Genomic DNA, 22,533 nt, shown 5'->3' with positions numbered 1-22,533 from the left:
CCATCAGCACCCAGTCCTATAACATGTCCGACGCCTACAAGCAGGCCGGTGTGGACATCGACGCGGGCAACGCGCTTGTCGAAGCGATCAAGCCCCTTGCCCGATCCACCGCGCGTTCCGGCTCCGACGCCGGCCTGGGCGGCTTCGGCGCCCTGTTCGACCTGCGCGCCGCCGGCTACCAGGATCCGCTGCTGGTCGCCACCACCGACGGCGTCGGCACCAAGCTGAAGGTCGCGATCCTGGCGAACCGTCACGACACGGTCGGCATCGACCTTGTGGCGATGTGCGTCAACGATCTCGTCGTTCAAGGGGCGGAACCGCTTCTCTTCCTGGATTACTACGCCACCGGCAAGCTCGACGTGGCCGCCGGCCGCGCCATCGTGTCGGGCATCGCCGAAGGCTGCCGCCAAGCCGGCTGCGCGCTGGTCGGCGGCGAGACCGCCGAGATGCCGGGCATGTATTCCGAAGGCGACTACGACCTCGCCGGCTTCTCGGTCGGCGCCGTCGAGCGCGAGCACGCGCTGACCGGCTCGACCGTGCAGGCGGGCGACGTGGTGCTGGGGCTGGCCTCGACCGGCGTGCATTCCAACGGCTATTCGCTGGTCCGCAAGCTGGTGGAGAAATCCGGCCTCGGCTACGACGCCGCCTGCCCGTGGGACTCCTCCAAGACGCTGGGCGAGGCGCTGCTGACCCCGACGCGCATCTATGTGAAGAGCACGCTGAAGGCCGTGCGCGCCGGCACGGTGCGGGCGATGGCCCACATCACCGGCGGCGGCCTGATCGAGAACATCCCGCGCGTCCTGCCCGACGGGCTGGGCGTGACGCTGGATGCCTCCTCCTGGTCCCTGCCCCCGGTGTTCGGCTGGCTGATGAAGACCGGCGGCATCGCGCCCTACGAGATGGCCCGCACCTTCAACGTCGGCCTCGGCATGGCCGTCGTGGTTCCGGCCGACAAGGCGAGCCAAGCCATCGACATCCTCACCGAAGGCGGCGAGACGGTCTACACCGTCGGCACCGTCACCGCGCTGAAGGACGGCGACGCCCGCGTCACCGTCACCGGCATGGACGCGGCGTGGGCGGCTCCGTGACCTCTGGGAAGCTCAAGCTCGGTGTTCTGATCTCAGGCCGGGGCAGCAATTTGCAGGCGTTGATCGACGCCTGCGCCGCCCCGGACTTCCCGGCGGAGATCGCGCTGGTCCTGTCGAACAAGGCCGACGCCTTCGGTCTGGAGCGCGCGGCTCAAGCCGGCCTCCCGACCGCCGTCGTCAGCCACCGCGACCACCCCGGCGACAAGCCGGGCTTCGAGGCGGCGATGGACGCCGCCCTGCGTGGGGCCGGCGTCGAGCTGGTCTGCCTCGCCGGCTTCATGCGGATCCTCTCCGAAGGCTTCGTGGAAAGCTGGCGGGACAAGCTGATCAACATCCACCCGTCGCTGCTGCCCTCCTTCAAGGGTCTGGACACGCACGCGCGGGCGCTGGCGACCGGCGTGCGGTTCCACGGCTGCACCGTGCATTTCGTCCGTCCGGAAATGGACGACGGGCCGATCGTCGCCCAGGCCGCCGTTCCGGTGCTGCCCAGCGACGACGCGCACGCGCTGGGCGACCGGGTCCTGGAGTCGGAACACGCCCTGTACCCCCACGCCGTCCGCCTGATCGCCGAGGGACGCGCCCGCGTCGACGGCGACGTGGTGCGGATCGAAAGCGGGGCCACGGTGTTGGAGTCGGTGATCAATCCGCCGTTTTGACGGCGGGAGCTTGCCGGTTTCTGTTGCGCTTCCCAAATCCCTCGGCACAATCGAGGGAGAGACGAACAAACAAAAGGAGGGTTCTTGAGATGGCGGCTGTTGGTTCCAACCCGGTCAGCGACGAGCTGGTCCGCACCCACATGCAGAACTGGATCGCCTTCACGAAGTTCGTGAAGCTCAGTTCGGTCGCCGTCGGCGCCGTCCTCGTGCTGCTGGCGCTCATCACGCTGTAAGGGCGCGCTTGCCCCCTCCCCATCCCTCCCCCGCTTCGCGGGAGAGGGGGCCGTACTTTTGCGGGCGATCAGCGGAGTTCCCTCTCCCGCGAAGCGGGGGAGGGTCAGGGAGGGGGCAACCCGCCGCTACGCCGCCCCGCCACCCCTCTTGAAAACCCCGGCCCCGCCCTCCCCATCGTCGCGTCGGCTCTTGAACAGGTGGCAGGACGCGGCGCTGCCGACCTCGAAGCCCTGGTTGCGGGGAAAGCGCTGGGCAGCACGGTCCATCGCCTCGCGCGGGTTGGACGCCACCATCAGATAGGTGCGCGGCACCGGCCAAGCGGCGGCAAGGCGCGGTTCGTTCGGCGCATCCTGCGCGCGCCGGACGTCCAACGACCAGATGGTGCCGGGACGGGCGTCGAGACGGTCGAAGATGAAATACCGCTCCATCGGCGCGGCGCGCGCCTGATCGAGCTTCTCCGTCAAATGCTCGACCGCCAGCCGCATGTCCTGAATCTGATCGTCGAGTTCCACCGTCCGCTGTCTCGATTGATTCACGGCGCGGGCGCTCTCGATGATGCCGCTGTCGAGATCGCGGAGCGCGGTCTCCTCCGTCGTCAGCGTCTTGCGGGCCTTGGCCATCCGGCGCTGACCGACGCGGTTGACGATCACGCTGGCCACCATCAACAAGACGGCCCCGTACAGGAAAAGCGCGGTCATGCCGCCCTCGACGAGCCGGCCACGCGCAGGGGCGGCCGGTCGGGCGTGCGCTTGGGCGGGGGCGCCCCATCGGCTTGCTCGGCCGGACGGGACGCCGAGGCCGCCCGCTGGAGCCGCGTGGCGACGATCCCCGACTTCGCGTTGAAGGCGCGCTGGATGGCGGCCATCGCCGCCTCCGGGGTTTCGGCCCAGACATGGGCGATGTTGCCACGCTCCCAGATCTCGCGGGCGAAGACGATTCGGCGCTGCTCCGGACGGACGGAGTCGCCGCCGGTGCGCAGTTCGGCCTGATACAGCACGGCGCCGGGCACCGGGTCGCCCACCTCGTGGACCATCTCGATCTTGGACATCTTCAGGGAGTTGGTCGCCGCCAGCACGCGCGAGCGCTCGGTCAGCAACCCGTCCAGCGTCGCCTGCCTGGCCGCCTCTTCCGTCAGCGCCTCGTCGAGGCTGCGCTTCTGATCGATCTTTTCGCGCTCGCGGTCCTGGATGCGGCGGCGCACCAACGCCTGCCGGCCGGCGGTGGCGCTGAGCCGCGTCGCCTCGAAGATCACCGACAGCCCCAACGCCGTCAGCCCAAGGACAAGCACAGCGCCGCCAAACACGTCGATGGCCGAAGGCATGGCGTCAGCGTCCCAAGACAAAGCGGTGTGAACGAGAAAAATCCTGCGAATCGTTCGCGCTCATCACGGACTCCACCATCCACCGTTTCCTTTCGTACTATACGGCGGGTGGCGGCGCGAAGACAGGTTTCGATGGCCAGGATGAGCGGCAATTGAGAAACGAGCTTCAGTGATTTTCAACAAATTGCAACGAACCCACCGTTGATTGTCTGATCGGGCTTGGAACCATCGTTGGAGGGTGCTTCCATTCGCTGCTTGCGTCCGCAGCCTGTCGCGGACGCCTGAGGTGGGCATCGGGGTCGGCAACGGGGACGGGTCATGACTGGGTGGGACGACGAACCTCTGTTCGGGCCGGAAAGCGACGATCCGGTGACGGCGCGGCCGAGCCGGCCAAGCGGCGAGCCCTGGCCGATCCTGGTGGTGGACGACGACCCGCAGGTCCACGCCATGACGGCGGTGCTGCTGCGCGACTTCGATTTCGACGGGCGCCCCTTCGAGGTGGTCGGCGCCCTGTCGGCGGCCGAGGCGAAGGCCGTGCTGGCCGAACGGCCGGACCTGCCGGTGGCGCTGCTCGACGTGGTGATGGAGACGGAGGACGCCGGGCTGCGCCTGGTCCGCCACATCCGCGACGAGCTGGGCAACCGGCGCATGCGGATCATCCTGCGCACCGGCCAGCCGGGACAGGCGCCGGAACGCGACGTCATCGTCGGCTACGACATCAACGACTACAAGGCCAAGAGCGAGCTGACCGCCCAGCGCCTGTTCACCACGCTGGTCAGCGCCCTGCGGGCGTGGCGCGACATCGTCACCATCGAGCGGAACCGCCAGGGGCTGGAGCGCATCCTCAGCGCCTCGGCCTCCCTGTTCGAGACTCGGTCGATGCGGGCCTTCGTCGAACGGCTGGTGGAGCAGTTGTCCCGTGTCGTCGACGCCGGCAGCGACCCGGCGATCCTGGCCTGCCGCCGGATGGAACGCGGCGACGGGCGGGCGCAGACCGCGTTGGTGGCCGCGCTCGGCCGCCACGCCCCGAAGATCGGCCTTCCGGTGGCCGAGGCCCTGCCCCCGGCGCTGGCCGAGGCGGTGGAGGATGGGTTCCGCTTCCAGCGCAACCTCTACGACGACGGCTTCTGCGTGCTGGTCTTCCGCACGCGCGAGCACGGCGTGACGGTGCTGACACTGGAGCGGACGGAGCCCTACACCCCCGACGAGCATCGGCTGCTGGAGCTGTTCTGCAACCGCGTCGCCATCGGTTTCGACAACGTCTGCCTGTACGAGGAACTGATCACGCTGAACCGCTCCCTGGAGCAGCGGGTGGAGGAGAGGACGACCGAACTCGCCGCCAACCAGCGCGCGCTGATCCTCGCCAAGGACCGGGTGGAACGCGCCCTGGAGCGCGAGCTGTCCGCCCGCAACAACCAACGCCAGTTCCTCGGCATGGTCAGCCACGAGTTCCGCACGCCGCTGGCGATCATCGACAGCGCCGCCCAACTGCTCGCCATGCGGGCCGAGGAGGTCGAGCCGGAGATGCTGGAGCGGCTGTCGGTCATTCGCGGCAGCGTGCTGCGCCTGACCGGGCTGATCGACGCGCATCTGACCGACGAGCGGCTGGAAAGCAACGCCCTGGTGCTGGAACGCGCCTTGGTTGACCTGCCGGGCCTGATCCGCGACGCCACCGCGCCGTTCCGCGTCGCCTATCCGGGCCGCGAATTCCGACTCGAGTTGGACGAGGCGCCGCGCCGAGCGGAGTTGGACGCGCATCTGGTCGGGCTGGTCCTCGCCAACCTCCTCAACAACGCGGTGAAATACTCGCCCCCCGACTGCCCGATCCGGCTGCGCGCCATCGCCGATGGCCCGATGGCGATCATCGAGGTGACCGACCAGGGGCGCGGCGTTCCGGAGGTGGAAATCCCCCGTCTGTTCGACCGCTTCTTCCGCGGATCGGGCGCCGACGGCGTGCCCGGCACCGGCATCGGGCTGCACACCGTCCAGCAGATCGTCCTGCTGCACGGTGGGGCCGTGGCGGTGGACAGCGTGGTGGGTCAAGGATCGACCTTCCGCGTCGTCCTGCCGCTGTGACCCTGCCACCGGGACCGGGAGGACCCGGCCCGGAGCGTCCTGGGGAGCAATGGGGTATGGCCCTTTCCCGGCTATGGTGAGATAATTCCGGGCAGGCGCGACGCATGCCGGAGCCGGAGCCGCGCCCGCCCCTGAGCCCGCCCTCGTGTCCGCCCCGGAAAGCGACCGTCCATGCTTGCCCAGCAATACGCCGCCATCAAACGCGACCTCGACGGCAAGGGAATCGTCTTCTCGTTCAGCGGCTATTTGTCCGAGGGGATTCTCTATTCGCTGGGCGAGGCCCTACGGGAGAAGATGACGCTGGAGGACACCGACGCGCCGACCGTCCGCCGGGTCTTCTCGGTGTTCGTCGAGCAGATGCAGAACATCATCCGCTACTCCGCCGAAAAGGTCACCGGCGCCACCACCCGCGCGGTGGAGTTGAGCGCCGGCATGGTCACCATCGGCATGGAGCGGGGCAAGGTCTTCATCGTCTGCGGCAACACGGTGCTCAACGCCGACGTGCCGCGCCTGCGCGACCGGCTCGACCATCTCCGCAGCCTGGACCGCGACGGCATCAAGACCTATTACCGCGAGCAGCTGCGCGAGGAGCCCGAGGACGGCAGCCGGGGCGCCACCATCGGCCTGATCGAGATCGCCCGGCGTGCCAGCGAACCCATCGACTACGATTTCGATCCCATGGACGACGAGCGGAGCTTCTTCTGCCTCAAGGTCCGCATCTGACGACCGCAGCCGGAAACAGCGAACACCCATGGACTCCCTGAACATCCCCGCCACCGGACGCACGCCGGGCGTCGCCTTCGACTTCGCGGCCGGGCATCTGCGCCTGACCGGCGAATCCTACCCCGACGACGTGGCGGCGTTCTTCGGCCCGGTCTTCACCGCGCTGCGCGCTTGGCTGGCCGAGCCCGGCGACGACCCGATCACCTTCGACATGGAGCTTCTGTACTTCAACAGCTCCAGCGCCAAGGCGCTGATGAACCTGTTCCAGATGCTGGAGGCTGCGGCCAAGGCCGGGCGGCCGGTGACCATCAACTGGTGCCACGAGGAGAATGACGAGTCGATGCGCGAGCTGGGCGAGGATTTCTCCGAGGATCTGCGCCACGTCGCCTTTTCTCTGCGAAACGTTCCGGCGGGCGGCATCGAATGAACTTCAACCTCTTCGCCGCCGAGGAACAGGCCATTGAGCAGGCCCGCTCGCTGGGGGAGAGGCTGAACGCGGTCGCGCCGGAGTGCGCGGCCGATTTCGAGGCGGTGATCGAGGCGTTCCAGCGCAGCACGCGCGAGCAGCGCCGGCTGGTGCGGGTCAGCGACCGACTCCAGGCGCAGCTCGGCGCCGTCAACCAGGAGCTGGAACGCCGCCGTCAGGAGGCCGAGATCGCCTTGGCCCGTCTGCGCGAGGCGCAGGAGGCCATGCTCCAGGCGGAAAAGCTGGCGTCGTTGGGCGCGCTGGTCGCCGGGGTGGCGCATGAAATCAACACACCGGTCGGCATCGCGGTGTCCTGCGCCTCGCATCTGTCCGATGCGACCGACCGGCTGAAGCGGGCAAACGAGGGCGGCGGCCTCAGCCGGGGCGACTTCGCGCGCTACCTCGCCACGGCAAGCGACACGACCGGGCTGATCCTGGACAACTGCCAGCGCGCCGCGCAGTTGATCGCCGGCTTCAAGCAGGTCGCCGTGGACCGGGCCAGCGCGGAGCGGCGGCGGGTCAACCTCGGCGCCTACATCCAGGAAACGCTGGTCAGCCTCCAGCCGAAGTTGCGCCCGGTCGGGCATGGCGTGTCGGTGTCCTGCCCGGCCGACCTCGAACTGGACAGCCATCCCGGCGTGCTGTCGCAGATCCTGGCGAATCTGGTGATGAACGCGCTGACCCACGCCTTCACCGAGGGGCAGCCGGGCAGCATGACGATTCTGGTCGAGACGCCCGACGCCGACACGGTCCGCCTGACCTTCGCCGACAACGGCCGGGGCATGACGGAGGAACACCGCGCGCGGGTCTTCGAACCATTCTTCACGACGCGCCGGGGCCAGGGCGGCAGCGGGCTCGGCCTGCACATCGTCCACAATCTGGTGGTGGGCGCGTTGAAGGGAAGCATCGCCGTGGACAGCGCGGTGGATCGCGGCACGGCCTTCACCCTGCTGTTCCCCCGCGTCACCCCGCCGGACGAGCCGCGCGGCGGTGAGCGGACTCAGCCCACTTGACCGCCCAGCACACGGATCGGGGCGGAAAAGACATAGCCGACGCCATGGACCGACTTCAGCGGCGCGGCGGCGCCGATGGACGCCTCGACCTTGTGGCGCAGGCGGCCAACCACCGTGTCGATGGAGCGGTCCTCCGGATTCCAGCGCCGGCTGTAGAGCGCCTGGGAGATTTGATCGCGCGTGGCCGGTTTGCGGGCCTGCCCGGCCAGCAGGCCGGTCAGCTTCATTTCCATGCTGGTCAAACCGATCCGGACTCCCGTGGGGCTGGTCAGCGCCCACTCGGTGGAATCGAGCGTCCAGCGGCCTTCGTCGTTGCTCTCCCCGCCCGACAGCTCGGAGGACGGTGCCAGGGCCGACGGCGCTTCGGCGGCGCGCTCGCTCAGGCGGCGCAGCAGGGATTTGACCTGGGCTTCCAGTTCACGCAGTTCCACCGGCTTGATCAGATAGGCGTCGGCACCGATCTCCAGCCCAACGATCCGGTCCACCGAGGACGAGCGCGCCGTCACCATGATGATGCCAACGCCATGCGTGTCGCGCAGCCGTGCCGCGATCTTGAAGCCGTCCTCGTCGGGCAGGTTGACGTCCAGGATGATGACGGACGCCGGCCGGTTGGTGAGAAGCTCGTCGAGTTCGGCGCCTGTACGGGCCCCCATGGCCTCAAAACCGCAATTCCTCAGATACTCGACCATGTCGGATCGCAAGGAATTCTCGTCCTCGACAACAACGATCGCCGGTGCCGCCATGCTCTGCCGCTCCCTCCACCACCGAACCGGGTGAAACATACCCAAGAATGCGTCCCTGGAAAATAAACGCGCCGCCTCGAAAGGTCGATACAAAACGTCGCATTTCGTGTCGTGCCTGAACAACAGTCCAGTGACAACATAAAAAGTTTGTCACGCGGCGTGCCGGGCACCGCCGGGCACCGGCTGTTGGAGGGTCCGCGCCAGACGCACGCGGAATCCGAACAGCGTGATGTCGTCGCGTTGCTCGCGCCCCGCCTGATACTGGTCGAGGTCCTGCTCCAGGGCGGCGCGAAGACGGTCGAGCGGTTGACCCTCCCCGCGCAGAAACGCGTCGCGCAAGCGCTTCTTGCCGAAGCTGCGACCGCGCTCCCCACCGTTCTGATCGGTCATGCCGTCGGTTCCCAGGCAGAAGGTCTGGCCAGGACGCAGCGGAACGCCGTGGTTCGTGAAGGCCGGCTCCGGCGCGCCCGGCTCGCGTCGGTAGCCCAGGCTGGCGCGGTCGCCGCGCAGTTCGGTCACGCCCTCGGCGGTGACCACCAGCAGGGGGATGCGGGCGCCGGCGTAGACCATCCGTCCCTCCGCCGGAACGACGTGGCAGAGCGCGAGGTCGAGGCCGTTGTCGAACTGCTCGGCCAGGGTCCGCGCCGCGCCGTCCTGGTGCAGGGCGGCGCGCACCTTGCGGTCGACCGCCGACAGGATCGCCGCCGGATCCCGCGCGCCCATCTGGTCCAGCGCGTTGTTCAGCATGGCGCTGGCGGTCATCGTCATGAAGGCGCCCGGCACGCCGTGGCCGGTGCAGTCGGCGACGGCGATGACGAAGCCGTCCACCACCTCGCGGCACAGGTAGAAATCGCCACTGACCACGTCGCGCGGACGCCACAGGACAAAATGCTCGGTCAGCCCGGCGTTCAGCGTGTCGGCGGCCGGCAGGATCGAGGATTGGATCAATTGGGCGTAGTTGATGCTGTCCATGATGGCGCGGTTGGTGGCGGCCAGCGCCTCCGTCCGCTCCTGCACGCGGGTTTCCAGGGTCGTGGTGTGCTCCTGCACGGTTTCGGCCATGCGGTTGAAGCTGTCGGCCAGCACGCCGATCTCGTCGGCGCGGTCGGTGTCCATGCGGGCGCCGTAATCGCCGCGCGCCATGGCGCGGGAGAGCTGCGTCAGCCGGCGCAGCGGACTCAGGACGATCCGGTTCATCTGGACGCCCAGCAGGACGATGGATCCCAGCAGCGACAGCAGCAGCATCCCGACCACCGGAAACAGCGCGTCCATGGTCGCCTGCACCACCTCGGCGGTCGAGTAGACGATGCTCAGCCGCCCGACGGTTTCCGTCCGGCCGCCGTTGCGGCCCTGGAGAACGATGGGGCGCTCGACGGTCACCCGCTCCGCCTGATCGTCCGTGCCGCCAGCCTCGGCTCGCGCCAGCGGCGTGTCGCGGCTGGCCTCGTGCACGGTGATGGAACGGATCGCCGGATCACGGGCCAGCAACGCGTCGATCATGCCCTGAGCGGCGCGGTCGTCCAGTTCCCACACCGGTCCGCTGAGCGCGTCGGCCTGGGTCGCGGCCACCAGCTCGGCCCGGCGCAGCAACTCCTGATGGCGCTGCCCCTCGACGATGCGTTCCGACACTCCGACGGCGACCAGCCCGACCGCCGTGGTGGTGACGAGGATCACAGCACCAACGCGGGCCAGCAGGGATCCGCCGCGCCAGATGGAGGCGGTGGAGCGGCGACCGCTCATGGCGCGATCCCGCTCCGCGCCCACAGGGCGCCCAGGCGCCCGTCGGCCTCCAGCCGGTCGAGCAGCGCGTCCAGCGCCGCCGCCGTCACCGGGCCGCCCCGGCGGACCAGGATGGTGTGCTGGTAGATCTGGTCGGTGCGGCCGGACACCAGGATGCGCTTGGCGAGGTCCGGCTCACCCTTCAGGAATTGGTTCAGGAAGGACCGCGTGACGATGGCGAAGGTCGCCCGTCCGGCAATGACGTTGCGCACGTTGCCCTCATGCGTGACCGTCACCCGCGTGCGGTAAACCGATTCCAACGTCTTCGGATCGGAGTTGTAACCGGCGAAGGCGTAATGGTAGCCGAGCCGCCCCAGGATCGTCTTGCCGTCCAGGCTGTCGAAGATCGACTGGTCGACACCGGGACCGGCCTTGGCGACGAACACCTCGGCGTCCTGCAGGAAGACGCGGGTCGCGTCCACCGGGCGCTCCTTCCAGCCCCACGCCACGCTTTCGAAGGCGATGGCGTCGAAGCGGCCCTGCTCCAGGTCCTCGTAACGCCGCTGCGGCGAGGTCAGGACCAACTCGAAGCGCAGATCGTTCTGCGCCGCGTTCAACAAGTCGAGCAGCCCCTGGGTGACGCCGGCGCCGCCTTCGGTGACGTAGGGGGGGAATTCATAGGCGCCTACCTTCACGGTCGTGGCCGCAGTGGCCGGAAAGGCGGACAGAAACGGCAGCAGGACGAGCGACAACGCCACCGACAGCGCCGTCCGGCGGGCGACGATTGCCGTCATGCTGCCCTCTCGCAATTGATTGCCTTTTATCTATTCAGTGTAGCCCGGTATGCGGAATTCCCGCAATGAGGCTCGACGCCGGCCGACCGAAGAACCTTTATGCAAAAAGGGGTTCCGCGTAGCTCATGACGAGGTAGAGCACGGCGGTTTCCGTCCCGGCGTTGCGGTAGCCGTGCGGCACGTCGGCCTCGAACAGAATGGAATCGCCCTCCTCCAGACGGTGATCGCCGTCTCCGGTGAGGATTTCGACCGATCCCGCGGCCACCGCGATGTTCTCGGTCGTTCCTGGCGCATGAGCGTCCGTCAGCTCCAGCGTTCCGGGGGCGAGGCGCAGTTCGTAAAACTCCACCCGCCGTTCGCCTTCGAAGGGGAACAGCGCGCGGGAGGTGAACTGGCCGTCCTGGGCGGTCAGAAGCTTCGAATCGGCGCGGCGCAGCACAGTGATCCCGCTGGAATGTCCGGCGCTGAACAGGCTGGAAAAGGGCACCTCCAGAGCGTGGGACACCTTCCACAACAAGGGAATGGTCGGCACGCCGCCGCCCTGCTCGATGGCGTCGAGGTCGCTGCGGTCGATTCCGGACAGCGCGGCGAGGCGCTCCACCGACAGCCCTTGGCCCATACGGAAGCGACGCAGGTTGACCGCCAGCGAACGGGCAAGCGCCTCGCCCCCGTCCGTTGGCGGTTGAGCGGTGGTGACGGTCATGACGAACTCCCTCGGATGTGGGTCCTGTGAAATATTTTGTAATCCCATTTATAATGTAGGAAATAGGAAGGGCGCAACGCCGGTCAGCGTTGCGCCCTTCCCTTCCTAATCCAGCAACACCGGGTGTGGAACCACTCACGCCGCTTCGGTCTGGCGCTCCTCGACTGCGGCCAGTTCGGCGATGTCGGCCCCGGTCAGGGTCTCGCGCTCCAGCAGGGCCTGGGCGATGCGGTCCAGCGCGGCGCGGTCGGCGCGCAGCATGCGGCGGGCCTGTTCCATGCCCTCGTCGGTGATGCGGCGGATCTCCTCGTCGATGCGCCACGCGGTCCGCTCCGAACGTACCGCCGCCGGGTCGTTGCCGGCGTGGGCGACGAAGCCGATGGCCTCGCTCATCCCCCAGGAGGCCACCATGCGGCGGGCGAGGTCGGTCGCGGCGCGGAAATCGGCCTCGGCGCCGGTGGTCACCAGATCGGGACCGAAGACGATCTCCTCGGCGGCGCGTCCGGCCATGGCGACGGCGATGTCGGTCAGCAGCTTGGCGCGCGACACCGACACCCGGTCTCCTTCGGGCAGCCGCACCACCATGCCCAGCGCGCGGCCGCGCGGGATGATCGTCGCCTTGTGGATCGGGTCGGCCTCCGGAAAGCGCAGCGAGACCAGGGCGTGGCCGGCCTCGTGGACGGCGGTCAGGCGGCGCTCCTGGGCGGAGAGCGCGAGGCTGCGCCGCTCGGTGCCCATCAGGACGCGGTCCTTGGCGGCCTCGAAATCGGCCATGGTGATGGTGATGCGGCCCTGGCGCGCGGCGGACAGCGCCGCTTCGTTGGTCAGGTTGGCGAGTTCGGCGCCGGAGAAGCCCGGCACGCCGCGCGCCACCGTGCGGGGGCAGACGTCGGGCGCCAGGGTCAGCCGGCCGGTGTGGGCGCCGAGGATCGCCTCGCGCCCGGCGATGTCGGGCAGGTTGACGTGGATGTGGCGGTCGAAGCGGCCGGGGCGGAGGATGGCGGGATCCAGCATCTCCGACCGGTTGGTTGCGGCGATCACCACCACGTCGCCGGTGCCGACGATGCCGTCCATCTCGACCAGCAGCTGGTTCAGCGTCTGCTCGCGCTCGGAATGGGAGTTGGACTCGCCGCGCTTGCCGGCCAGCGCGTCGATCTCGTCGATGAACAGCAGGCAGGGGGCGTTGGCGCGGGCGGTCTTGAACAGGTTGCGGACACGGGCGGCGCCCAGCCCCACGAACATCTCGACGAAGTCCGACCCCGACGCCGCGAAGAAGGGAACCCCGGCCTCGCCCGCCGCCGCCTTGGCCAGCATGGTCTTGCCGGTGCCGGGCGGGCCGACCAGCAGGATGCCCTTGGGCACCCGCGCGCCGGCCATGGCGAAGCGGCGCGGATCCTTCAGGAACTCTACCGTCTCGCGCAGCTCCTCCTTGGCCTCGTCCACCCCGGCCACGTCGGCGAAGGCGGTCTTGGTGTCCTGCGGGCGGATGCGGGTGGCGCGGCCCATGCCGAAGAACTGCCCACCGCCCAGCGCCATCCCGCCGACCAGCAGCCCCAGGATGAGGAAAGGAGCCGCCGCCTCCAGCGCGCCCATGGTCTGCGGCACCAGCCCGCCGGGACCGTCGTCGAAGGTGATCGCGACCTTGCGGTTCCGAAGCTCCTTCAGCAGGTCGTCGGTGACCGGCATCACCACGCTGTAGCGCGTGCCGTCGGCGGCGGTCGCGTGCCCCATCCCGGCACCCAGCGTGATCGAGGCGATCTCGCCGCGCCCGGCCAGATCGATCAACGCGCTGTAGGTCGCGGTCTGCTCGTCGCGCCGCTCGGCGTAGTCGCTCCAGGCGGCGAAGCCGAACCACGCGGCGAACAGGGCGGCGGCGGCGGCGAGCGCGGCCATCAGGCGTTTCGGCATCGGGGGCATGGCGGGTTCCGCAACAGGGGAGAGGATGCTGGCTTTCGGCCTATGCCATTGATGCGGGAGCGATGCGCCGTACGGCAAATGATATCGGGCGCGGTCCCTTCTTTGACACCGGCCCTTCCCCGCCGGAGCGCCACCATCCGTTGCGGCCCGTCCATTGCGGCCCGTCCATTGCGGCCCGTCCATTGCGGATTGTGCGTAGACCAGACGATCTTGCCCCTAAGCTTCCGTTCCTCCAGTATGGCGGGCCGAAAACGGAAAAGAACAAGGACGACACGCACATGGCCGAGGTCGCCGCGACGGCGCCCGCCCTCTCCCTGGAGGGCGTGACCTGCACCTTTCCATCCCCCGACGGCCGGTCAAGCGGTTACACAGCGGTTCAGGACGCCAGCTTCAGGGTGGCGGACGGCGAGTTCGTGTCCATCGTCGGCCCGACCGGCAGCGGCAAGTCCACGCTGCTGAACGTCGCCGCCGGGCTGCTGCGCCCCAGCGCGGGGCGCGCGCTGTCCTTCGGCACGCCGGTGAGCGGGATCAATCCGAAGGCCGGCTACATGTTCCAGGCCGAGGCTCTGATGCCCTGGAAATCGGCGCTGGAGAACGTCGCCGCCGGGCTGGAGTTCCGTGGCGTGGCCAAGCGCGAGGCGTTGGACCAGGCGCGGCCCTGGCTGGCGCGGGTCGGGCTGGACGGCTTCGGCGACCGCCACCCGCACCAGCTGTCGGGCGGCATGCGCAAGCGGGTGGCGCTGGCCCAGACGCTGATCGTCGATCCCAAGATCGTGCTGATGGACGAGCCCTTCTCGGCGCTCGACATCCAGACCCGGCAGATGATGGAGAACGAGCTTCTCGACCTGTGGGCGTCCGACCGCAAGTCGGTGGTCTTCATCACCCACGACCTGGAGGAGGCCATCGCCCTGTCCGACCGGGTGCTGGTGCTGTCGGCCGGGCCGGGATCGCGGCTGATCGGCGAGTACAAAATCGACCTGGACCGCCCGCGCGACGTGGCGGAAATCCGCATGACCCCGCGCTTCCTGACGCTCCACAAGGAGATTTGGGACCAGCTGCGCGACGAAGTGCTCAAGGGCTACGCCCAGACCAAGCTGCGGTGACGACATCATGAGTTCCCACGCCAAACGCCTGCCGAGCCGCCCCGTCATCCTGCTGTTGCAGGTGGTCGTGCTGATCGCCTTCTTCGGGCTCTGGCATGTCCTGACCGTGACCACCAACCTGCTCAGCCCCTTCTTCTTCGGCACGCCGGGGGCGGTGCTGATGCGGACCTTCAACGACTTCGCGTCCGGGGCGATCTGGTACCATCTGGGCATCACGCTGCTGGAGACCGCGCTGGCCTTCGCCATCGGCACGGTGGCCGGCATCGCCTTCGGCTTCTGGTTCGCCCGCGCGCCGTTGGTCTCGGTCGTCTTCGACCCCTACATCAAGGCGGCCAACGCCCTGCCCCGCGTGGTGCTGGCGCCGATCTTCGCGCTGTGGCTGGGTCTGGGCATCTGGTCCAAGGTGGCGCTGGGCGTCACGCTGGTCTTCTTCATCGTCTTCTTCAACGTCTACCAGGGCGTCAAGGAGGTCAGCCCGGTCGTGCTCGCCAACGCCCGCATGCTGGGGGCGAACTCGCGCGACCTGTTCCGCCACGTCTACCTGCCATCGGCGCTGTCCTGGGTGTTCTCGTCGCTGCACACCGCCGTGGGCTTCGCCATGGTCGGCGCCGTGGTCGGCGAGTATCTGGGATCGGCCGCCGGGCTCGGCTACCGCATCCATCAGGCGGAGGGCGTGTTCGACACGGTCGGAGTCTTCTCCGGCATGCTGGTGCTGACCATCTTCGTCGTCGCCATCGATTCGGCCGTCACCGTCATCGAGAAACGCCTGCTGCACTGGCGCCCGCAAGAGGCCCAGACCCACTGACACACCGGGAGGGAACTAGACCCATGAGCTTGAAGACGAGCATGAAGACCCTGGTCGCCGCCGCGGCGGTCGCGCTGACGCTCGGCACCGCCGCCACCCAGGCCGCCGCCCAGGCGGTGGAGAAGAAGGACCTGAAGATCGCGGTCGGCGGCAAGCCGCTGCTGTACTACCTGCCGCTGACGCTGGCCGAACGGCTCGGCTACTTCAAGGAGGCCGGGCTCAACGTCGAGATCAACGATTTCGGCGGCGGCGCCAAGAGCCTCCAGGCGCTGATCGGCGGCTCGGCCGACGTGGTCACCGGCGCCTTCGACCACACGGTGCAGATGCAGGCCAAGAACCAGCCCATCGTCGCGGTGACCCAGCTCGGCCGCTACCCCGGCATCGTGCTGGCGTCGGTCAAGAAGGCCGGCGAGATCAAGTCCTTCAAGGATCTGAAGGGCAAGAAGGTCGGCGTCACCGCCCCCGGCTCCTCGACCAACTTCATGATCAACTACGTCCTGGCCAAGGAGGGCATGAAGCCGGAGGATGTGTCGATCATCGGTGTCGGCGGCGGCCCCAGCGCGGTGGCAGCGATCAAGCGCGGCGACATCGACGCCATCGTCAACCTCGACCCGGTCATCAGCCAGGCGGAGTCCGAAGGCGACATCGTCGTCATGGCCGACACGCGGACCGAGAAGGGCACGCTGGACGTCTACGGCGGGCCTTACCCGGCGGCGGTGCTCTACACCACCCCGGCCTTCATCCAGGCCAACCCGAAGACCACCCAGGCGCTGGCCGACGTCTTCGTGAAGACGATGCTGTGGCTGAACAAGGCGTCGACCGAGGACGTGCTGAAGGTGCTGCCGGAGGAGTTCTTCCTCGGCAACAAGACGCTCTACGCCCAGGCGTTCGAGCATTCCAAGCCGACCTACTCGCCGGACGGCCGCTTTACCCAGGAGGGCGCGGAAGCGGCTCTCAAGGTGCTGAAGGCCTTCGATCCGGCTGTCGCCGGGGCGACCATCGACCTGTCCAAGACCTACACCAACCAGTATGTCGAGGACGCGCTGAAGCGGCTCGCCAAGTAAGACGGTCACGCGAGGCGCCTCGAATAACCTTATAAAAAATGTGGGCGTGGCCTTGTGCCACGCCTTTTTTGATGGCACGCTGTCGTCGGATTGGACGAAATTGGTCCTGTTTCACGACGCGGAGCGCATCCCATGGCCGAGGTGATTTTCTACGGGTTGGCCGGTTGCACGGCGAACGCCAAGCAGAAGCAGCAGCTGACGGCGGCAGGCCACAGCCTGATCGAGCGCGATCTGGCGACCGCGAGCTTCACGGCGGAGGATCTCCGCGCCTTCTTCGGCGACAAGGAGGTGGAGCAGTGGTTCAACCGCCGGGCGGCGGCGGTGAAGACCGGCGCGGTCAAGCCGGACGAGTTGGACGAGGCCGGGGCGCTCGCCCTCCTGCTGGCCGACCGCGAGCTGATCCGGCGGCCGCTGATCCAGTCGGGCGACCGCCGCGAGGCCGGTTTCGACCCGACCACGCTGCACGGCTGGATCGGCCTGACCTCGGCGGAAAGCTGCGACGACAAGCACGCGCGCGGCCAATGCGACCACGGCCACCAGCATTTCGTGAAGCCACCGGTGGCGGCGTAGGCGTCAGCCGCGGTTGCCCCCACCCCATCCCTCCCCCGCCTTCGGCGGGAGAGGGGGCCGGATCCTTGCAAGAATCCGGCGGCAGTCCCCTCTCCCGCGAAGCGGGGGAGGGTTAGGGAGGGGGCAAGAGGGGCCGCCCCCACCATCCTGTTTACCCTCAGATCACGTAGGTCAGCTCCCGCCCGCTCTTTAAACTGGCCTTGCCCAGTGTCTCGTCCACGTAGTCGAGCAGATGGGCCAGCGCCTCACTGCGGCCGAGGACCGACGTGTCGATCACCAGTTCCGGCTGCTCCGGAGCCTCGTAGGGCGCCGAAACACCGGTGAACTCGGCGATCTCCCCTGCTCGCGCCTTCTTATAGAGCCCCTTCGGATCACGCTCCTCGCAGGTCGCGAGGTCGGCCGCCACATGCACCTCATGGAAGCGGTCGCCGCCGATCACCCGAGCCCGCTCCCGGTCCGCCTGCAACGGCGAGATCAGCGAGGCGATGACCACCATGCCGGCGTCGGCGAACAGCTTGGCCGTCTCGGCGACGCGGCGAATGTTCTCCGCCCGGTCGTCGGGCGAGAAGCCCAGGCCCGCGTTCAGACCGTTGCGGACGTTGTCGCCGTCCAGCACGAAGGTCTGCCAGCCACGGTCGAACAGCGCGCGTTCCAGCGCCATCGCCAGGGTGGACTTTCCGGCGCCCGACAGGCCGGTCAACCACAGGATGCCGCCCCTGTGGCCGTTGGCCGCCGCGCGCTCCTCGCCGGAGACGGTGTGCGAGACTTCGGTGAGGTTGGCCGTCGCCGCATCCTCGGCCTCGACCACGAGGCAGCCGCCAACCACGTCGTTGCCGTCGAGCAGCACGCCGCGCCCGGTGCGCGGCAGCTCCGCCGCCAGATCCACCGCGATGGGCGAGCGCGAGCGCAGCGTCACCTCCGCGACCTCGTTGCGGTGGACCGCCTTGCCGGGGGTGCTGGTCAGATCCTCGACGTTGATGACCGCCGTGACCTGCTCCACCGTCACCCGGTGCTCGGCCGTCGCGATCTTCAGCGTGTAGGTCCGGCCGACCTGCATCGGCTCCGACACCAGCCAGAACAAGCGGACGCCCAGCCGGTGGGTCAGGACCGGAGCGGCGTCCTCATGATGGGCGACGTGGCCGCGCTCGGCGAAGATGCGCTTGTCGAGCGTGATGCCGATGCTCTGCCCGGCCTGGGCCGACAGCACGGTCTCCGGGTGATTCCACGCCTCGATGCTGACGATCCTGGCGCTGGCCCCGGTGGGGGCAAAGCGCAGCGTGTCGCCGACGCGCAGGCGCCCGCTCTCGACCCGGCCGGCCAGGATGCGGCGGTCGTCGGGCTTGTAGACGTCCTGGAGGGGAAAGCGCAGCGGCTGGTCGGGCGAGGTCTGCTGCGGCCGGAAGGCGTCGAGTTGCTCGATCACCGTGGGGCCGAGGTACCAGCCCCCCTGGTCCTCGTTGCGGGTGACGATGTTGTCGCCGTTCCGCGCGGAGACCGGGATCACCGCCTTGGGGAACAGGCCGAGTTCCGCCAGATACTCCTTGATCTCGTGGGCGACGGTCTCGTAGCGCGCCTGCGCGAACTCGACCCGGTCCATCTTGTTGATGACCACCGCGACCTGACGCACCCCCAGCAGGTGCAGCAGGTAGGCGTGGCGGCGCGACTGCTCCAGCGCGCCCTCGCCGGCGTCGATCACCAGCAGCGCGGCGTCGGCCTGGGAGGCGCCGGTCACCATGTTCTTGAGGAACTCGGTGTGGCCCGGCGCGTCGATGATGACGTAGGGGCGCTGCTTGGTCTTGAAGTGGATCTGCGTGGTGTCGATGGTGATGCCCTGGTCGCGCTCGGCCTGGAGCGCGTCCATCACGAAGGCCCATTCGAAGGGCATGCCGCGCTTGCGGCTCATCTCCTGGACCTGCTCGACCTTGCCGTCGGGCAGGCTGCCGGTGTCGTTCAGCAGACGGCCGATCAGGGTGGACTTGCCGTGGTCGACGTGGCCGACGATGACGATGCGGAGTTGAGATTGCGGCATTACATGTACCCCACGCTGCGCAGGCGCTCGAAGCTGTCTTCGGATTCGTTGTCCATGGCCCGGCCGGCGCGTTCCGGCACGCGGGTCACCTGGAGTTCGGCGATGATCTCGTCGATGGTCGAAGCGGTCGAATCCACCGGGAAGGTGATGTTCTTCTCGCCCAGCGAGCGATAGCGCTTGCCGTCCTTCGCGAAGTACAGCGGGACGATGGGAATCCCCTCGCGCTGCGAATAGCGCCAGATGTCCAGCTCGGTCCAGGCCAGCAGCGGGTGGATGCGGACGTGGACGCCCTCGGGGAAGCGGGTCTTGTAATGGTCCCAGAACTCCGCCGGCTGGTCCTTCACGTCCCAGTCGCCTTCCAGCGAGCGGGGGGAGAAGACGCGCTCCTTGGCGCGAGTCGCCTGCTCGTCGCGGCGGATGCCGACCATGACGCCCTGGTAGGCGTCGTTGCGCAGCAGGTTCTTCAGCCCTTCCGTCTTGCGCGCGGCGGCGCGGGTGAGCGGTGGCAGGGTCTGGTCCATCTCCTCTTCGGGCGGGCATTGCTCGACGACGAGGTTCAGGTCCCATTCCTTGGCGATGCGGTCGCGGAACGCGTAGACCTCCGGCAGCTCCATGGCGGTGTCGAGCTGCACCACGGGGAAGGGAATCCGGCCGAAGAACGCCTTGCGGCAGAGCCAGAGCAGCGCGTTGCTGTCCTTGCCGATCGACCACAGCAGCGCCAGCTTGTCGATGCGGTTGTAGGCTTCGCGCAGGATGTAGATGCTCTGGTTCTCAAGCTGGTCGAGATCGGCGCTCATCGGGCGGTTCCAATCGTGGTCATGTGTATGCCGCATTCGGTTTTGGCGCTGCCGGCCCAACGGCCGGAACGCGGATCGGCGCCGGGCGCCACGCGCTCGGTGCAGGTGAAACAGCCGATGGACAGATACCCGTCGGCCTCCAGCGGGTGGCGCGGCAGGCCGCGCCGGGTGAACTCCGTCTCCAGCCGGTCCTTGTCCCAGGCGGCCAGCGGGTTGATCTTGATGCGCTCCCCCTCCGCCTCGAACAGCGGCAGGGCGGCGCGGGTCGCGGCCTGGAAGCGCTTGCGCCCGGTCACCCAGGCGTCCAGGCCCACCAGCGCGCGGTCCAGCGGCACCGTCTTGCGAAGATGACAGCAAGCATCGTAATTTTGAGTGAACAGCATGCCCTTCGGATCACCGGCCGCCAAGTCGTCCTCGGTCGGTCCGACCTCGCGCACGTCGGTCAGCCCCAGCGTTGTCACAAGCTGGTCGCGGTAGCGCAGGGTCTCGCCGAACAGCTTGCCGGTGTTGACAAAGATCACGGGGAAATCCGGCGTCGCCTCGGCCGCGAGCGCCAGCAGCACGGCGGATTCGGTGCCGAAGGACGACACCAGCGCGACGCGCCCGCCGAACGCCCGGTGGACCGCCGCCAGCAAGGGCGCGCCTTCGAGCGTTCCATGGAGGGCGGTCAACTCTTCGACCCGCGTCGCCGCATCCATTGTTGCTGTGCTGTCCGACATGGCTTTTGTCTACTCATTAAGTAGAATTGGCTGCGTTGTTTGCACATTAACACCCGTCAGACTTGGGTGCAACGCAAATACATTATCTACTTGTTTAATAGGTTTCTACCCCTTGTGTGAAATGTGTTGATTGTCGCCCGACCTGTCGGCTAAATACCGCCATGCTCGTTTTCCCCGCTATTTCCGGTGTGTTTTCGCACGCCCGCAGCGCTGGAGACCGCCGGTGATCCCGCTGGCGATCGATCCGGCGCGCGTGCCCATTGCGCTGGCCGGAAACGGCCCGCTGGCGGTGCGCCGCCTGACCCAGCTGCGCGAGGGCGGGGCCGATCCGGTGGTCTATTCGCCGGAGCCGGACGCGGAGTTCGCGGCGCTCGCCGGGGAGCGGCTGGTCCGTGCCCTGCCCTTCGACCGTGATCTCGACGCCGTCCGGGTGTTGTTCGTCATGGGGCTGGATCCGGCGGTGGAAACCACTCTCGCCAAGCTGGCGCGCTCGTGTGGGGTGCTGGTGAACGTCGAGGACGTGATCCCCTTGTGCGATTTCCATTCGCCCTCCGTGGTCCGGCGCGGTGACCTTTTGCTGACGGTGTCCACCGGCGGGCGCAGCCCGACCCTGGCGAGCCTGCTGCGGCAACGGCTGGAGACGCTGTTTCCGGAGATCTGGGGCGACCGCCTGCGCCAGATCGCGGGTCTGCGCGACCAGCTGCGCAAGGACGGCGCCTCGATGGCCGCCATCGCCAAGGCGACCAAGAGCCTCGTGACACGGGAAGGATGGCTGCCATGACCCCGCCGCGCGTCCCCGCCCTGCCCGGCTTCGATCCGGGAACCGTCTGGCTGGCCGGCGCCGGTCCGGGCGATCCGGGCCTGCTGACCCTGCTGGCCGCCAAGGCGCTGGGCGAGGCCGACGCCATCGTCCACGACGCGCTGGTGGACCGGGCCATCCTCGACCTCGCCAACCCGGCGGCGCGGATGATCGACCTCGGCAAGCGGGCCGGCCGCCCCTCCCCCACCCAGGGCGCCATCAACGCGCGGCTGGTGGAGCTGGCGCGGGAGGGCTTGCGGGTGTTGCGGCTGAAGGGCGGCGATCCCTTCGTCTTCGGGCGCGGCGGCGAGGAGTGCCTGGCGCTGGCCGAGGCCGGCATCGCCTTCCGCGTCGTGCCGGGCGTCACCGCGGGGATCGGCGGGCTGGCCTATGCCGGCATCCCGGTGACCCATCGCGGGCTGGCGACCACCGCCACCTTCGTCACCGGCCACGACAAATCCGGCGCCCTGCCGGACAACCTGGATTTTACGGTGCTGGCGGCTTTGCCGGGCGCGCTGGTGTTCTACATGGCGCTCGGCACGCTGGACGAGATCGCGCGCCGCCTGATCGCCGCCGGCAAGCCGCCGATGACGCCGGTCGCCATCGTGTCGAGCGCCTCGACCAGTGCCCAGTCGGTGATCGAGACCAATCTTGCCCATTGCGGCGCGGACGCCGTCCGGCTACAGCCCAGGCGTCCAGCCATCGTCGCCATCGGCGAGGTGGTGCGGCTGCGCGGTTGGATCACCCGGTTCCAGCAAGGCGTGGCGGCACCCGCGCCGAACGCCGTCCTGTCCGCATGAGTGCGGGCCGCCTGACCGCAGGCAGCCCATGTAGTAGAGCAGCGAGGAGAGCCAGATGCCGTCGCAAGATGGATCGTTGAAAGCCATCACCGCCAACCGCCTGCGCGACGGCGTCGTGGTGTTCCTGGGCGCGGACGCGGCGTGGGTCGAAGCCTTCGCCGACGCCGCCCTGTTCGCCGCCGCCGACGCCGACGCGGCGCTCGCCGCCGCCAAGGCGCAGGCCGAGGGCGAGCAGTTCGGCGTGGACGTCTACGCCTTCGACGTCGAGACGGAGAACGGCGTCCCCGTTCCGGTCAAGATGCGCGAGCGCATCCGCGCGCTCGGCCCCTCCGTCCGTCTCGACCTCGGCAAGCAGGCCGCGGCCTGACCTTCCGTCCCCCCGGCCTTGGGAACA

Annotated in this window: 24 protein-coding genes; 14 read left to right on the top strand and 10 right to left on the bottom strand. The window is 68.5% G+C overall.

The features are described from left to right. The first annotated feature begins 23 nt into the window (after positions 1-23). The 3 genes from purM (at position 24) to EJ913_RS31580 (ending at position 1,977) form a co-directional block, all read left to right on the top strand. Positions 24-1,088: a phosphoribosylformylglycinamidine cyclo-ligase gene (purM, locus tag EJ913_RS10155; RefSeq protein WP_126997371.1), complete on the top strand. Its 1,065-nt coding sequence runs from the start codon at positions 24-26 to the stop codon at positions 1,086-1,088. After that, positions 1,085-1,744: a phosphoribosylglycinamide formyltransferase gene (gene purN, locus EJ913_RS10150; RefSeq protein ID WP_126997369.1), complete on the top strand. Its 660-nt coding sequence runs from the start codon at positions 1,085-1,087 to the stop codon at positions 1,742-1,744. Before purM ends, purN begins: the two co-directional genes overlap by 4 nt. Before the next feature lie 89 nt (positions 1,745-1,833). Beyond that, entirely contained in the window at positions 1,834-1,977 is a 144-nt protein-coding gene (locus EJ913_RS31580) for a hypothetical protein (protein ID WP_185909737.1), read from the top strand. A gap of 126 nt (positions 1,978-2,103) precedes the next feature. Here EJ913_RS31580 and EJ913_RS10145 read toward each other — a convergent pair whose 3' ends face one another. Beyond that, entirely contained in the window at positions 2,104-2,676 is a 573-nt protein-coding gene (locus EJ913_RS10145) for a hypothetical protein (RefSeq protein WP_126997367.1), read from the bottom strand. Next, positions 2,673-3,299, bottom strand: coding sequence for a hypothetical protein (locus EJ913_RS10140; RefSeq protein ID WP_126997365.1), 627 nt, complete (start codon positions 3,297-3,299; stop codon positions 2,673-2,675). The genes EJ913_RS10145 and EJ913_RS10140 overlap by 4 nt, the downstream gene beginning before the upstream one ends. 318 nt (positions 3,300-3,617) lie before the next feature. On the opposite strand from EJ913_RS10140, the gene EJ913_RS10135 reads away from it, so the two are divergent. From EJ913_RS10135 to EJ913_RS10120, 4 genes are all read left to right on the top strand, one after another. Beyond that, on the top strand, positions 3,618-5,375 hold the full coding sequence (locus EJ913_RS10135; protein WP_126997363.1) for an ATP-binding response regulator: 1,758 nt from the start codon (positions 3,618-3,620) through the stop codon (positions 5,373-5,375). A gap of 171 nt (positions 5,376-5,546) precedes the next feature. Beyond that, positions 5,547-6,098 (top strand): SiaB family protein kinase, encoded by a 552-nt coding sequence (locus EJ913_RS10130; protein ID WP_126997361.1) that lies wholly within the window; start codon positions 5,547-5,549, stop codon positions 6,096-6,098. Between the two features lie 28 nt (positions 6,099-6,126). Then, on the top strand, positions 6,127-6,525 hold the full coding sequence (locus EJ913_RS10125; protein ID WP_126997359.1) for a DUF1987 domain-containing protein: 399 nt from the start codon (positions 6,127-6,129) through the stop codon (positions 6,523-6,525). Next, complete coding sequence (locus tag EJ913_RS10120) at positions 6,522-7,577, top strand: sensor histidine kinase (protein ID WP_126997357.1); 1,056 nt, start codon at positions 6,522-6,524, stop codon at positions 7,575-7,577. Before EJ913_RS10125 ends, EJ913_RS10120 begins: the two co-directional genes overlap by 4 nt. On the opposite strand, the gene EJ913_RS10115 is transcribed toward EJ913_RS10120, so the two are convergent. From EJ913_RS10115 to ftsH, 5 genes are all read right to left on the bottom strand, one after another. Beyond that, positions 7,565-8,320: a response regulator gene (locus EJ913_RS10115; RefSeq protein WP_126997355.1), complete on the bottom strand. Its 756-nt coding sequence runs from the start codon at positions 8,318-8,320 to the stop codon at positions 7,565-7,567. The two genes, EJ913_RS10120 and EJ913_RS10115, sit on opposite strands and share 13 nt — an antisense overlap. Positions 8,321-8,470: 150 nt before the next feature. Beyond that, positions 8,471-10,060 carry a SpoIIE family protein phosphatase gene (locus tag EJ913_RS10110; protein ID WP_126997353.1) on the bottom strand — a complete coding sequence of 530 codons (1,590 nt, stop codon included), beginning with the start codon at positions 10,058-10,060 and terminating at the stop codon, positions 8,471-8,473. Continuing rightward, positions 10,057-10,833, bottom strand: a complete 777-nt coding sequence (locus EJ913_RS10105; protein ID WP_126997351.1) for a substrate-binding periplasmic protein — start codon at positions 10,831-10,833, stop codon at positions 10,057-10,059. The genes EJ913_RS10110 and EJ913_RS10105 overlap by 4 nt, the downstream gene beginning before the upstream one ends. A 97-nt stretch (positions 10,834-10,930) precedes the next feature. After that, the gene (locus EJ913_RS10100; RefSeq protein WP_126997349.1) at positions 10,931-11,536 is read right to left on the bottom strand and encodes a helix-turn-helix domain-containing protein; all 606 of its coding nucleotides are present in this window, start codon (positions 11,534-11,536) and stop codon (positions 10,931-10,933) included. A gap of 135 nt (positions 11,537-11,671) precedes the next feature. Beyond that, positions 11,672-13,453, bottom strand: a complete 1,782-nt coding sequence (gene ftsH, locus EJ913_RS10095) for an ATP-dependent zinc metalloprotease FtsH (protein WP_126997347.1) — start codon at positions 13,451-13,453, stop codon at positions 11,672-11,674. A gap of 278 nt (positions 13,454-13,731) precedes the next feature. On the opposite strand from ftsH, the gene EJ913_RS10090 reads away from it, so the two are divergent. The 4 genes from EJ913_RS10090 to EJ913_RS10075 all read left to right on the top strand — a co-directional run bounded on the left by EJ913_RS10090 (position 13,732) and on the right by EJ913_RS10075 (position 16,995). Beyond that, positions 13,732-14,556 carry an ABC transporter ATP-binding protein gene (locus EJ913_RS10090; protein WP_126997345.1) on the top strand — a complete coding sequence of 275 codons (825 nt, stop codon included), beginning with the start codon at positions 13,732-13,734 and terminating at the stop codon, positions 14,554-14,556. A gap of 7 nt (positions 14,557-14,563) precedes the next feature. Continuing rightward, positions 14,564-15,361: an ABC transporter permease gene (locus tag EJ913_RS10085; protein ID WP_126997343.1), complete on the top strand. Its 798-nt coding sequence runs from the start codon at positions 14,564-14,566 to the stop codon at positions 15,359-15,361. Positions 15,362-15,384: 23 nt separating this feature from the next. Next, entirely contained in the window at positions 15,385-16,425 is a 1,041-nt protein-coding gene (locus tag EJ913_RS10080) for an ABC transporter substrate-binding protein (RefSeq protein ID WP_211098919.1), read from the top strand. Positions 16,426-16,557: 132 nt separating this feature from the next. Continuing rightward, positions 16,558-16,995, top strand: coding sequence for an ArsC/Spx/MgsR family protein (locus EJ913_RS10075; RefSeq protein ID WP_126997341.1), 438 nt, complete (start codon positions 16,558-16,560; stop codon positions 16,993-16,995). Between the two features lie 157 nt (positions 16,996-17,152). Here EJ913_RS10075 and cysC read toward each other — a convergent pair whose 3' ends face one another. The 3 genes from cysC to EJ913_RS10060 are packed head-to-tail and all read right to left on the bottom strand — an operon-like array spanning position 17,153 to position 20,540. Next, positions 17,153-19,024: an adenylyl-sulfate kinase gene (gene cysC, locus EJ913_RS10070; RefSeq protein ID WP_126997339.1), complete on the bottom strand. Its 1,872-nt coding sequence runs from the start codon at positions 19,022-19,024 to the stop codon at positions 17,153-17,155. Next, on the bottom strand, positions 19,024-19,821 hold the full coding sequence (cysD, locus tag EJ913_RS10065) for a sulfate adenylyltransferase subunit CysD (RefSeq protein ID WP_126997337.1): 798 nt from the start codon (positions 19,819-19,821) through the stop codon (positions 19,024-19,026). Before cysD ends, cysC begins: the two co-directional genes overlap by 1 nt. Beyond that, positions 19,818-20,540, bottom strand: coding sequence for a phosphoadenylyl-sulfate reductase (locus tag EJ913_RS10060; RefSeq protein WP_404323098.1), 723 nt, complete (start codon positions 20,538-20,540; stop codon positions 19,818-19,820). Before EJ913_RS10060 ends, cysD begins: the two co-directional genes overlap by 4 nt. A 223-nt stretch (positions 20,541-20,763) precedes the next feature. On the opposite strand from EJ913_RS10060, the gene EJ913_RS10055 reads away from it, so the two are divergent. From EJ913_RS10055 to EJ913_RS10045, 3 genes are read left to right on the top strand one after another with little or no spacing between them, the layout of a single operon-like run. Further along, a complete protein-coding gene (locus EJ913_RS10055; RefSeq protein ID WP_126997335.1) occupies positions 20,764-21,321 on the top strand; it encodes a precorrin-2 dehydrogenase/sirohydrochlorin ferrochelatase family protein in 558 nt (185 codons plus the stop codon). Next, a complete protein-coding gene (cobA, locus tag EJ913_RS10050; protein ID WP_126997333.1) occupies positions 21,318-22,139 on the top strand; it encodes a uroporphyrinogen-III C-methyltransferase in 822 nt (273 codons plus the stop codon). The genes EJ913_RS10055 and cobA overlap by 4 nt, the downstream gene beginning before the upstream one ends. Positions 22,140-22,194: 55 nt before the next feature. Beyond that, positions 22,195-22,506, top strand: a complete 312-nt coding sequence (locus tag EJ913_RS10045) for a DUF2849 domain-containing protein (RefSeq protein ID WP_211098917.1) — start codon at positions 22,195-22,197, stop codon at positions 22,504-22,506. The last annotated feature ends 27 nt before the right edge of the window (positions 22,507-22,533 follow it).

The sequence above is a fragment of the Azospirillum doebereinerae genome (assembly GCF_003989665.1).
GTDB lineage: Bacteria > Pseudomonadota > Alphaproteobacteria > Azospirillales > Azospirillaceae > Azospirillum > Azospirillum doebereinerae.
Note: the sequence above shows the minus strand (reverse complement) of the source record. Positions and strands in the feature narration are given on the sequence as shown.